This window comes from Jeotgalibacillus soli (assembly GCF_000829435.1).
Taxonomy (GTDB): Bacteria; Bacillota; Bacilli; order Bacillales; family Jeotgalibacillaceae; genus Jeotgalibacillus; species Jeotgalibacillus soli.
In genome coordinates this window covers 42,761-55,099 of sequence record NZ_JXRP01000020.1, presented here as the reverse complement: position 1 = coordinate 55,099, position 12,339 = coordinate 42,761, and the positions used below count along the sequence as shown (strand labels likewise).

General features: G+C 40.7%; 9 protein-coding genes. 6 read left to right on the top strand and 3 right to left on the bottom strand.

The features are described 5' to 3' along the window. Entirely contained in the window at nucleotides 1-510 is a 510-nt protein-coding gene (locus tag KP78_RS17045; RefSeq protein ID WP_041090933.1) for a universal stress protein, read from the bottom strand. A gap of 338 nt (nucleotides 511-848) precedes the next feature. Here KP78_RS17045 and ald point away from each other — a divergent pair, with 338 nt between their 5' ends. Next, nucleotides 849-1,967, top strand: a complete 1,119-nt coding sequence (gene ald, locus KP78_RS17040; protein WP_041090766.1) for an alanine dehydrogenase — start codon at nucleotides 849-851, stop codon at nucleotides 1,965-1,967. A 785-nt stretch (nucleotides 1,968-2,752) separates the two neighbouring features. Here ald and KP78_RS17035 read toward each other — a convergent pair. After that, nucleotides 2,753-3,850, bottom strand: coding sequence for a M24 family metallopeptidase (locus KP78_RS17035; protein ID WP_041090764.1), 1,098 nt, complete (start codon nucleotides 3,848-3,850; stop codon nucleotides 2,753-2,755). Nucleotides 3,851-4,045: 195 nt separating this feature from the next. Between KP78_RS17035 and KP78_RS17030 the strand changes: the two genes are divergently transcribed. The 3 genes from KP78_RS17030 (at nucleotide 4,046) to KP78_RS17020 (ending at nucleotide 7,554) form a co-directional block, all read left to right on the top strand. Further along, on the top strand, nucleotides 4,046-4,726 hold the full coding sequence (locus tag KP78_RS17030) for a metal-dependent hydrolase (RefSeq protein WP_041090762.1): 681 nt from the start codon (nucleotides 4,046-4,048) through the stop codon (nucleotides 4,724-4,726). A 158-nt stretch (nucleotides 4,727-4,884) separates the two neighbouring features. Then, complete coding sequence (locus KP78_RS17025) at nucleotides 4,885-6,027, top strand: CAP domain-containing protein (RefSeq protein ID WP_084220137.1); 1,143 nt, start codon at nucleotides 4,885-4,887, stop codon at nucleotides 6,025-6,027. A gap of 216 nt (nucleotides 6,028-6,243) precedes the next feature. Next, complete coding sequence (locus KP78_RS17020) at nucleotides 6,244-7,554, top strand: CBS domain-containing protein (protein ID WP_041090760.1); 1,311 nt, start codon at nucleotides 6,244-6,246, stop codon at nucleotides 7,552-7,554. A gap of 27 nt (nucleotides 7,555-7,581) precedes the next feature. On the opposite strand, the gene KP78_RS17015 is transcribed toward KP78_RS17020, so the two are convergent. Further along, nucleotides 7,582-7,929 (bottom strand): YtpI family protein, encoded by a 348-nt coding sequence (locus tag KP78_RS17015; RefSeq protein WP_041090758.1) that lies wholly within the window; start codon nucleotides 7,927-7,929, stop codon nucleotides 7,582-7,584. A gap of 102 nt (nucleotides 7,930-8,031) precedes the next feature. Between KP78_RS17015 and KP78_RS17010 the strand changes: the two genes are divergently transcribed. Both KP78_RS17010 and dnaE read left to right on the top strand, forming a co-directional pair. Continuing rightward, nucleotides 8,032-8,970, top strand: coding sequence for a DHH family phosphoesterase (locus tag KP78_RS17010; protein WP_041090756.1), 939 nt, complete (start codon nucleotides 8,032-8,034; stop codon nucleotides 8,968-8,970). A gap of 33 nt (nucleotides 8,971-9,003) precedes the next feature. Further along, complete coding sequence (dnaE, locus tag KP78_RS17005; protein WP_041090754.1) at nucleotides 9,004-12,336, top strand: DNA polymerase III subunit alpha; 3,333 nt, start codon at nucleotides 9,004-9,006, stop codon at nucleotides 12,334-12,336. The last annotated feature ends 3 nt before the right edge of the window (nucleotides 12,337-12,339 follow it).

The following is a 12,339-nucleotide window of genomic DNA, read 5'->3' as shown; positions in this document are numbered from 1 at the left end:
TTAAATTGTAAAGTTATGATCCTCATTTTTTTGTTCAGCTTCAACTGGCTTCTGTTTTTTATCTGGAATATGATCTGTTCTTACAACCAGTACATCACACTTTGCTGCTCGGACGATATGCTCTGAAATGCTGCCGATTAAAAATCGTTCCATAGCATTTAATCCTGTAGCACCGCAAATAATCAGATCAGCTTCTACCTTTCTAGCCATTTCTTTTGGTACAAGAACCTTTGGAGAGCCATATTCAACGAAGGTATTTACCTTGTTCACGCCTTGCTGTTCAGCTTCCTTTTTGTACTCTTCCAGCATTTCTTCAGCGAATGTCTGGGCACGCTTGGCTACACTTCGATCGTACGCTTCAACAACGGCAAATGAACGGGTGTCAATGACATGCAGCAAATTGAGCGTCGCATCATTCCTTTTCGCAATATCAATCGATTTTTTAAATGCCCATTCTGCCTCTTTTGAACCGTCAACTGCGACTAATATGTGATCGTAGCTTAGTGCCATCATCTATCCCCTCCTTCTGTTCATTGTACACTTATTGTCTGAAAATTGCTGTAATGAAGAAGATTATAATAGAGCTATTTAAGCGAAGTATGTAATCAGCTGTTATACAAACGTCGTGAGTTTGAATAGACATAAACAATAGATTATATAAAGAGAAAAATAGCGAAAACAAAAATAAGAATAATCAGAATTTTTACATTTAAGGAAATAGTTAAGACAGTAGTTCTTTCATTTGGTAAAATAGAACTGATTATGACAACCATTCCAGCCTAAGGATATCGGTTTTCGTAACAAAGCTTTGCTGACGGTAAGGAGACTTTATTAGGAGGGGCTTTACGATGCAAATTGGGATTCCGAGAGAAATAAAGAATAATGAAAACCGTGTTGCGATTACACCATCCGGAGTATATCACTTAGTGAATAACGGGCACGAGGTGTTTGTTGAGGTCGATGCGGGGATTGGATCTGGGTTTACAAACCAGGATTACATAAACGCAGGGGCAAAAATGGCTGATTCCGCTGCTGAAGCATGGTCATATGATATGGTCATGAAGGTGAAAGAGCCGATTGCAAGCGAATATCCTTTTTTTCGTGAAGGACTCATTTTATTTACATATCTTCATTTAGCACCTGAACCTGAATTAACAAAGGCGCTCATTGATAGCAAGGTGATTGCGATTGCTTATGAAACAGTACAATTACCGAATGGTTCTTTGCCGCTTCTTACACCAATGAGCGAAGTTGCAGGCCGAATGGCAACACAAATCGGAGCACAGTTTTTAGAAAAAATTCATGGTGGAATGGGGATCCTCCTTGCAGGTGTTCCCGGCGTTGCGCGAGGTAAAGTTACGGTCGTTGGAGGCGGAGTTGCTGGAACCAATGCCGCGAAGATGGCCATTGGTCTAGGGGCGGATGTGACGATTTTGGATTTAAATCCTGACCGCTTGCGCCAGCTTGACGATCTTTTTGGAAAGGATGTTACTACCCTGATGTCCAACCCATTAAATCTAGCAGAAAGTGTGGCAGAAGCCGATTTGGTCATCGGTGCTGTATTGATTCCAGGTGCAAAAGCACCAAAGCTTGTAACGGAAGCCATGATTCAATCGATGAAGCCGGGTGCTGTCGTGGTGGATATTGCGATCGATCAAGGCGGAATTTTTGAAACAACCGATCGTATTACCACACATGATGCCCCAACCTACACCAAACATGGAGTGGTGCATTATGCAGTAGCAAATATGCCAGGAGCCGTTCCTCGTACATCTACTCTAGCGTTAACGAATGTTACAGTTCCATACGCAGTACAAATTGCGAATAAAGGGTACCGTCAAGCTTGTTTGGATAACGAAGCATTGAGAAAAGGCATTAACTGTTTGGATGGCTATGTTACTTACAGTGCTGTAGCGGAAGCACACAGTCTTGAGTATGCCGATGTGCTGGATTTGCTTGTTCGATAAATTAAATGATAAGACAGTTGAGACGTTGATCTTAACTGTCTTTTTTGAGCAGAGAATTTTGACTCGGACAAAAGGTGTAGATGTCAATAAAGTTTGATTAAATTGAAGCTATTAATCTTGAAAAACGAACAAAAAAAGAGCGTGTTTTGAAAAAATATTGATCATTTTTGTTCCCCTTATTGAACTGGCATTACTTAAAGAAGATTTTTCTACAATAATCTTCTCAAATATACCTGTTAGTCGTGTCTTTAACATTTTCCAAAATTTCATCGTGTATCATTTTATAAAAAAGTTCTGGTTCTTCAATATAGGGAGTATGGGAGGAATTGCTGAGGATATCCATTTTTATGAAAGAAGCTTTATTGATTCGAAAAAGCGTTTAGCTAGACTGTATGTTGTTTGGAAATCATGCTGTCCATGAAGTCTAAAAACTGGGAGGTTGATTGATGGTACAAGCTCTACTAAATCAGTCGCTGCTATAACATGACCTCATGGCTGGTAGGTATAAATACTTCCCCAAAAAATATTAATTCGCTCTTTGTAAGTATAATTTGGACAAGCCAAAACATGTCTAAGAGTAGTACTCGATACGTTTAAAACCGACTCCATACTTGTTTGTAAATTTTGCTCTAATTCACCATATGAACGATTCTTATAGTAATTTTCATCAGTTGTTCATTTTCTATTTGATAAAGGGTTTTTGATCAAACTTTATTCCAAATTCACAAAAAGGCTCTTAATAGTGTGAAAAAAGTGAGAGACATTAAGCCTCTCACTTAAAATAGTTATTTGATTATCTGCAGTGTTTTTGGAAAAGTTGTCAACGTTTCAAAACCATTTGCAGTTACAAGGACATCATCCTCGATTCTTACACCTGCTACATTCGGTACATAAATCCCAGGCTCAATGGTAAAGGTCATGCCTTCTTGCAATACTAGATCACTCGTTGAGGTAATGGATGGATATTCATGCACATTTAAACCAAGCCCATGTCCTAACCGATGAGGAAAAAATTCTCCATATCCAGCATTCTTGATAATTTTACGTGCCGTTTGGTCTAATGTACCAGCAATTGCACCAGGTTTTACTAATTGGAGAGCAGCTTGTTCAGCCTCAAGAACTGTCTCATAGATTTTTTGCTGTTCGGCGCTGATCTCTCCGAAAGCAACAGTTCTTGTAATGTCTGAACAGTATCCGTGGCAAACAACACCCAGGTCGAATAAAACTAAATCACCTTTTTGGATTTTTGTTAAGCCCGGAGTTCCGTGAGGGGAAGCGGCATTTTTACCCGTTAACACCATCGTTGAAAAAGACATTTCAGTAATGCCTTTTCGTTTTAATTCAAACTCAATGGCTGCAAGAATGTCCAGCTCTGTTTTTCCCTCTGCTAACTCCGCGCAGCCTACTTCAATAGCAAAATCAGCGAGCTTGGCTGCGGCCTTTAAATGCGTCAGCTCTTCTTTTGACTTGATGATCCGAAGATCGTGCATTTTTTGCTCAATCGACTTTGTTTCAATTTTTCCAAATGTATGTTGTAGAATATGCAGGCGATCAACGGTTAAATGGGCTGTTTCGATAGCTAGCATACGGTTTGGATATTTATGTTCTTCTATATATGAGTGCAGTAACTCCATCGGCAATTCAATATCAGTGTATCCGATAATCGGGCCATTCCATCCGGAGTGAACGGCATCTTCTTTTTCCATTCCTGGACAAATTAACACCGCTTCTCCTTGAATGGGGATATAGACAGCGAGCCATCTCTCGTGAGGGTTGCTTCTAAACCCAGTCACATAAAAAATATTTTCAGTTGATGTTAATAATGCGGCATCTGCATTCTGAGCTGATAACCACCCTTGGATGTTTTGGATATTTGTATTCAATTTCTTTCCCCCTTGAAATGTGCTCTAGCTATTTATTAGATCGTAGCAATTTTTAAATTGCTTGTAAAACGGATTATATGATATATAGCGAATATAAAGGAAATAAAGACGTTTTTATTTTATTTGTGAAGGGAAATAGTATGAAGATATCGAATTTTTAGCGTATGAACTTATTATTAAGGAGGAATTTATATTATGAAAGTTTCGTATCACGGTCATTCTATTGTCAAAATCGAGACAAATGGAAAAACAATTTTATTTGATCCTTTTATTAACGGAAATGAACTGACGGATCTTGTTGCAGCGGACGAAAAACCAGATGTGATTATTTTAACTCATGGGCACAATGATCACGTAGGAGATACGGTTGAGATTGCGAAGCAAAGCGATGCACTTGTGATTGCTCCAAACGAGCTGGCTGTCTATTTAGGATGGCAGGGACTTAATACACATCCCATGCATATTGGCGGGGCATACGAGTTTGATTTTGGCAGAGTGAAGCTTACACAGGCTTTTCATGGATCCGCCTATACAACGAATGATCAGCAGATTATTTATACAGGAATGCCAGCAGGAGTTCTCTTAATGGTGGAAGGGAAAACCATTTATCATGCAGGAGATACAGCGCTATTTGGTGATATGAAACTAATCGGTGAACGTCATCCGATCGATCTTGCCTTTTTGCCAATTGGAGATAATTTTACGATGGGACCAGAGGATGCCGCTTATGCAGCAGAGCTGTTAAAGCCAAAAATGGTCGTGCCAATCCATTATAATACGTTTCCCCCAATCAAGCAGGACCCTGAAGCATTTGTTAATCTGTTAACGACAGGAGAAGGAAAAGTGATGCAAGCAGGTGAAGTGATCAAGCTGTAATGGATATGATTGCCGTTTATTGGTTCATCCGATAAACGGCTTTGTTTTTTCCTTCTATCTTAAATTCTTCCATAAAAAGCGGGATTCAGTGCCATTAAACCATATTACTTTTTCCTGTATGGAAGATTAGGCTACAATGGTAGCAGGAGGAGTGTGAAATGTTGAGACGATTATTTCTTTTTATATTGCTGCTCGTTGGTGTATTTATTTCAAGGCCGATGTGGGAGGGATATTTGAATGATTATGTAGATTTATCCTTCATGGATTCAATTTCCTCGAGCGTTGATTCAGTAAAAGAAAACCCTGCTGTTATTGTAGCTATAGACACAGCACAGGATACCTTACATTCTTTATTTGTCCAAATAGATCAAGCCATTGAACAAACCCCTGTACTGCAAACACAAGAGAGTGAAGAGATAGAAAGACCGGATTTATCCCCACCGACAGATCAAACCTTTTCTGTTTATAACATTCAAGTGGGGGATTCAAAAGAACATGTAGAACAGCAGCTTGGCGAACCTGTGCGTCAGTCGCAAAATGAATATGGAGTAGATTGGTACACCTATCATGAAAACTATCAAAATTTTATGATGGTCTCTTATGATGAAGGTAATTTGGTGAATGGTCTTTATACTAATCAGGAACTGATCTCTTCATCTGTTGGCATTGAGCTAAACAGTTCTAAAGAAGCTGTTCGCGAGCAGCTTGGAGAGCCTTTAACAGGTATTCGTAAAGGAATGATTGTGTATCAAATTCAGAGTAACGAAGAATATGACGTGTACCAATTGGACGGAAGCTATGCAACGATTTTCTATGATATTCACGAAGAAAATAGTGTGACTGCTCTTCAGATCATCAGTGAAGAATTAGAGAAAAACAAAAACCATCTTTATGCAGAAGAAAGCAGGGCATTGAAAGAAGGTTTTGAATATCAATTGTTTGATTTTACAAATGCGTCTCGAGTGAATCACGGCTTACCTATTCTAAACTGGGATGATCATGTGCGGGAAACAGCACGTGAGCATAGCTTGGATATGGCAGAAAACCTTTACTTTGATCATACAAATCTAGAAGGACAGTCTCCTTTTGATCGTATGGAGGAGGATGGTGTCCGATTTACCGTTGCGGGAGAAAATCTTGCTTATGGTCAATCTAGCAGTATTTTTGCCCATGAAGGACTTATGAATTCCCTTGGGCATAGAGAAAACATTCTTAAGTCGGATTTTCGCTTTTTAGGTATTGGAGTTGCCTTTAATGCAGAATCGCAGCCATATTATACAGAGAATTTTTATAATCAATAAACGCAGATGTTTGATCTAAACAAAAGGCATTAACTGGTGGGACCTTCAATATTGAAGGTCCTTTCCTATTGTTAACGTGGTTCCCTCTGTTGAATTAGTCATTCTTTAGTATACATTAATGTTTAGCGTCAGGATGTGATGGATTGAACGGAGAGGCAGTTAACGCGTATAATGATAGAGCGAATACATGATCGGACCGAAAGAGAGGGACAAACGGTGGCTACAAAGCACGAGCTTATATTAAAATATATCGAAGCATTGCCCGTTGGAGATAAAATATCTGTACGGCAAATTGCAAAAGCTCTTGATGTAAGCGAAGGAACAGCCTATCGCGCCATTAAAGAGGCAGAAAATCAAGGATTGGTCAGCACGATTGAGAGAGTCGGAACCATTCGTATTGAGAAAAAGAAGAAAGAAAATATTGAACGCCTTACATATGCGGAAGTGGTTAATATTGTTGATGGGCAGGTTGTGGGAGGTCGAGCCGGTTTACATAAAACACTAAATAAATTTGTGATCGGGGCTATGCAGCTAGAAGCGATGATGCGCTATACGGAAGCGGGTAACCTATTGATCGTTGGTAATCGAACAAAAGCCCACGAATATGCACTTCAAACAGGGGCGGCTGTTTTAATTACAGGAGGGTTCGATGCAGATGAATCTGTAAAAAAATTAGCTGACGAACTTGAATTACCTGTTATTTCAACAAGTTATGATACATTTACCGTAGCCGCTATGATCAATCGGGCGATTTATGACCAGTTGATTAAAAAAGAAATTGTGCTTGTAGAGGATATTTTAATCCCATTTAGCAACACTCACTTTTTAACCTCAAGAGATACGGTTCGTGAATGGTCTTTATTAAACGGGGAAACACAGCATAGTCGTTTTCCGGTCGTTGATCCCCACTCATTAAAGGTTGTTGGGATGGTAACGTCGAAGGATATATTAGGAAAAAGTGAGTCGGAGCTTTTAGAGAGAGTCATGACGAAATCTCCGCTGACAGTCAGTATCAAAACAAGTGTGGCTTCTGCTGCACATATTATGATCTGGGAAGGCATTGAACTGTTGCCAGTTGTAAATGATCAGCATCGTCTGGAAGGGGTTATAAGCCGTCAGGATGTGCTGAAAGCATTGCAAATGATTCAGCGTCAGCCCCAGGTAGGAGAAACCATTGATGACCTTGTTTTTAAGGAGATGACGGTAGAATCTTCTTCCTCACCAACCTATACCTTTCATGTAACACCACAAATGACGAACCAGCTTGGGGCGATCTCATACGGGGTATTCACATCGCTTGTCACGGAGGCGGCGAATCGCACATTGCGCGATTTTAAGCGCGGAGATCTTGTTATTGAAAATATTACGATCTATTTTATCAAGCCTGTACAAATGGAAAGCATGATTGAGATTTGTCCGAGACTCCTCGATGTAGGTCGGAAATTTGGGAAAGTGGATGTTGAGGTATACAGCGAGGGCAACCTTGTTGGTAAAGCGATGATGATGTGTCAGCTTCTTGACCGATAAAAAAATGACTGGCGGCCAGCCAGTCTACTACTTTGGATTAGATTGATCTTTTTTAAATTTATCCCATTCAACTGCTTCCTTTTCAAGAAGGAGAGTAAAGTGTTTATAAGCCTTCCATCTTATCCAGCCGCTGATAAAGCCGACCAATACAAAGGCTGCAGCGATGATATAGGTAATGATAAGGTCTGATGACATTTCAAAATTAAAAAGAAAAAACTGATTAAGCCCAAAGAAGCCCATACCTAACCCGAGTGCGATTCCGGCACGGCTTGCCTGCCATTGTTTTTCAACCACTCTCGGGGTACGTATTTGTTTCGTTTTAAAATATAAATAAGCAACTCCAGATAAGATAATCAAAAAGACTAAAATTGGCATTTCTACTCCTCCTATATCATTGATCAAACGATCAAATATCATCTTATTGTAACGATAAATAAGGGGAAATGCCACCACTTGATAACGAAAGGGAAGAGTATAATGAAACTTCAAATAATCGACACAATTAAACAATACAATACAATCATCCTGCATCGCCACATTCGACCAGATCCAGATGCTTACGGTTCTCAAGGCGGATTGGCTGAAATCATTAAATGCTCGTTCCCTGATAAAAATGTCTATACCGTTGGAGAGCCTGAAGCTTCATTGACTTTTTTACGTACATTAGACGAAATTTCAGATGAAACCTATAAGGGTGCCCTTGTCATCGTATGCGACACAGCAAACCAGGAAAGAGTGGACGATAAAAGGTATACGCAGGGAGATCGACTGATTAAGATTGATCACCATCCGAACGAAGATCCATACGGTGATCTTTTGTGGGTTGACACTTCTGCAAGCTCGGTCAGTGAAATGATCTATGAGCTTTATCTGGAAGGGAAAGATCACGGTTTAAAGATGAATGATGAAGCAGCAAAATTAATTTTCGCAGGAATTGTAGGAGATACAGGAAGATTTATCTTTCCTAGCACCTCACAAAAGACATTTGATTTTGCAGGAGAATTAATCCGCTATAACTTTGATCGCACCGAGCTATTTAACTCACTTTACGAGATGGAGAAACCGTTGTTAAAGCTACAAGGCTATGTTTTGCAGAATTTTTCAATAAACGAGGATGGTGCTGCCTATATGAAGCTTCCTCTTAGTGTGTTAGATGAATTTAACGTCACAGCCTCTGAAGCATCACTCCTTGTTGGAACACTAGGAAGCGTAAAAGGAATGAAAGCATGGGTCTTTTTCATTGAAGAAGAGGAAGAAATTCGCGTTAGATTACGTTCAAAAGGACCGATTGTGAATGAACTAGCCAAGCAATATAATGGCGGCGGTCATCCAATGGCAGCTGGTGCTTCCATCAAGGATTGGGTAAAATCGAGTGAAGTAATCGAGAAGCTTCAATTACTTTGCAAGGATGTATAGGTAAGTAGAATTTCTATAAAGGAGGAAAGCAGAATGTCGTTTGTTCATCTGCAGTTAACGAGCTCATTTGATCTTTTATCTAGCACGATCACGCTTTCTGCCCTCATGGATAAAGCTCAGAAAGAAAGATATGAAGCGGTTGCGCTTACAGACCGCAACGTTTTATATGGCGTTGTTCCGTTTTACAAGGCATGTAAAAAAGCTGGAATTAAGCCTATCATCGGCATGACCGCAGATGTACGGATTGAAGAAGATGAGAAGGCATTTCCACTCGTTTTGCTGGCGCGAAATCAACAGGGATATAAAAATTTAATTAAAATATCCAGCGTACTGCAGACAAAATCAACGGAGGGGATCCCTCATAAATGGCTGAAATCATATGCGAACGGCTTAATCGCTCTTACGCCCGGTGTAAATGGGGAGATTGAACAGCTGATTGAGAAAGGCCTTGTCGATCAGGCCATTCAGTGTGTGAGAGTGTACCAGCAAATGTTTGGAGATGATTCCTTTTTTCTATCTCTGCAGAATCATGGACTTCAACGTGAGCGTGAACGGATGGAACAGCTGACCGTTTTTGCGAATGAATATAATCTTCGAGTCGTCGCGACACATGATGTCCGTTATCTAGAAGAAGATGATGCATTTCCATATCGTGTTGCAACAGCTATACGTGACGGTGAAAAAATTGAAGATGATGATTCGGATGGGGGAATATATTCCTTTGCTTCAAAAGGCCAAATGGTTGAGCGCTTTTCCTCTATTCCGGAAGCTCTTCAAACGACGATAGAAATTGCTGAGCGCTGTCAAGTTGAGCTTGCGTTTGGAGAGATGCAGCTGCCTAAATTCCCTGTTCCTGATGATGTATCAGCAGGTGAAGTGCTGGAGCATCTTTGCCGGGAAGGACTGCAGAAGCGATTGGGGCAAGTACCACCTGCCTATGAACAGCGGATAGTGCATGAGCTTACCATTATTGACCGCATGTCATTTAGCGATTATTTCTTAATTGTCTGGGATTTCATGAAGTTTGCCAGAGAGAATAAGATTCTGACAGGCCCTGGGAGAGGGTCTGCAGCTGGTTCCCTCGTTGCCTATGCGTTATTTATTACACAGGTAGACCCGATTGAACATGATCTACTATTCGAGCGGTTCTTAAATCCAGAACGTGTGACGATGCCGGATATTGACATCGATTTTCCAGATCATAGACGTGATGAAGTCATACATTATGTAGCAGAAAAGTATGGAGCGCTGCATGTGGCACAAATTCTTACATTTGGGACACTCTCTGCAAAAGCGGTTGCCAGAGATACTGCGCGTGTATTTGGATTCTCGAATGGAGAGCTTGAAGTCATTTCCCGTTCCATCCCTGGACGCACTGGCATTGTATTAGGAGATGCATTGAAGGAATCAAGCAAGCTGCGTCAGTTTGTTGAGCAATCTGCAAGACACCAGCTGTGGTTTGAGGTTGCACAAAAGCTTGAGGGATTGCCGCGCCACACTTCTACTCATGCTGCTGGAGTCATTATTAGCGATCGACCATTAATTGAGATCGTACCGCTGCAAAAAGGACATGATCAAGTCCATATGACACAATGGCCGATGGATATTCTTGAAGCAATTGGTTTGTTGAAAATGGATTTTCTTGGTTTGAGAAATTTGACGATTTTAGAAAGAATTGTCCAATCTGTCAAACAGAAAGAAAATAGAAATTTTCAGCTCGAAGACATGCCAAGTAATGATTCGAAAACCTTTGAGCTTTTAAGCAAAGGCTGGACAACAGGTGTCTTTCAGCTGGAATCTGATGGTATGAAAAATGTTCTTTCTACGCTAAAACCAACTTCTTTTGAGGATATCGTGGCGGTTAATGCGTTATATCGTCCAGGACCAATGGATCACATTCCTTCATTTGTTAACCGTAAGCATGGTAAAGAAAAAGTGAATTACATTCATGAGGATTTGCGTCCGATTCTCTCAAGAACATACGGTATTTTGGTTTATCAGGAGCAAATTATGGAGATTGCTGCAGTTATGGCCGGCTTTTCACTTGGTCAGGCAGACTTACTGAGGCGAGCGGTGAGCAAAAAGAAAAAAGAAGATCTGGATCGTGAGCGTGCAAGGTTTGTTGAAGGCTCAATCGAAAGAGGATACGATGAAAAAACCGCTCACATTGTGTATGACTTAATTGTTCGCTTTGCTGATTACGGTTTTAACCGCAGTCATGCGGTAGCTTATAGCTTAATAGGTTATCAGCTTGCCTTTTTAAAGACACATTATCCAACACACTTTATGGCTGCACTTATGACCTCCGTAACCGGAAATGAAGATAAGCTTCGATTGTACATAAGAGAATCCAAGCGGCTAGGGCTAAACATACTGCCGCCGTCTATTCAGTCCAGTCACCGGTATTTTGCTGTCGAGAAGGACAGTGTCCGTTTTAGCATTAGTGCGATTAAAGGCATTGGAGCGGCTACTGCGAGGGACCTCCTCGAAGCAAGGAAAAAAGGTCCGTTTAAAGATCTGTTTGACCTTTGTGTACGTGTTCCGGCCAAATCAATGAATCGTAAAATCTTGGAATCGCTTGTGCTTTCAGGAGCGCTCGATGATTTTTCAAAGGATAGGGCGACATTATTGGCCACGATCGATGTTGCCATTGAACACGCCTCGCTTATGAACCCCTCTGAAGAAAGCTTTTTCGATGATATCTTTAATATTAGTCCCAAATATATTGAAAAAGCCCCAATGCCAACAGAAGTAAAGCTGACCTATGAAAAGGAAGTGCTGGGGGTGTATTTAACCGCTCATCCTGTTACCTCGATCCAAGAAAAACTGAATAGTATTGGCGCCACTTCGATTGACCAGCTAAAAGCGGGGCAAAGGTCGGTTATTATAGGAGCTCTTATTACTGATATTCGCATGATACGAACAAAAAAGGGAGAGTCTATGGCATTTGTTGTTTGCAGTGATGATACAGGAGATTTGGATGCAGTTGCTTTTCCTGAAACATACCGTCACGCTTCAGGGATTTTAAAGGAAGGCCTGCTTGTAATTTTCCGAGGCAAGATTGAAGAGAGAAATGGGAAGCATCAGCTAGTCATTCAGGAAATAAAGCTACCAGAAGATTGGATAAATAACGAAAGTAACAGCAAGCTATTTATCAGGATTCCGAGTCAGGTAGATCAAGAAGCAACAATACGGTCGGTCAGGGAATTGTGCCGAAAGCACAAAGGTGAAACGGCGGTCATTATTCACATAGAAGAATCAGGCCGGACGCTTCAGCTTCAGCGTTCGGAATGGGTCAACCCGCATGCTGTACTGCCTTCTCAGCTCAAAAGGCTGCTCGGTGATAAGAATGTGATCATTCAATGAAAA

Bases quoted from the DNA above. Each gene is read 5' to 3' on its own strand.
- KP78_RS17045 (WP_041090933.1), bottom strand. From the start codon at position 510: ATGGCACTAAGCTACGATCACATATTAGTCGCAGTTGACGGTTCAAAA.
- ald (WP_041090766.1), top strand. From the start codon at position 849: ATGCAAATTGGGATTCCGAGAGAAATAAAGAATAATGAAAACCGTGTT.
- KP78_RS17030 (WP_041090762.1), top strand. From the start codon at position 4,046: ATGAAAGTTTCGTATCACGGTCATTCTATTGTCAAAATCGAGACAAAT.
- KP78_RS17025 (WP_084220137.1), top strand. From the start codon at position 4,885: ATGTTGAGACGATTATTTCTTTTTATATTGCTGCTCGTTGGTGTATTT.
- KP78_RS17015 (WP_041090758.1), bottom strand. From the start codon at position 7,929: ATGCCAATTTTAGTCTTTTTGATTATCTTATCTGGAGTTGCTTATTTA.
- KP78_RS17010 (WP_041090756.1), top strand. From the start codon at position 8,032: ATGAAACTTCAAATAATCGACACAATTAAACAATACAATACAATCATC.
- dnaE (WP_041090754.1), top strand. From the start codon at position 9,004: ATGTCGTTTGTTCATCTGCAGTTAACGAGCTCATTTGATCTTTTATCT.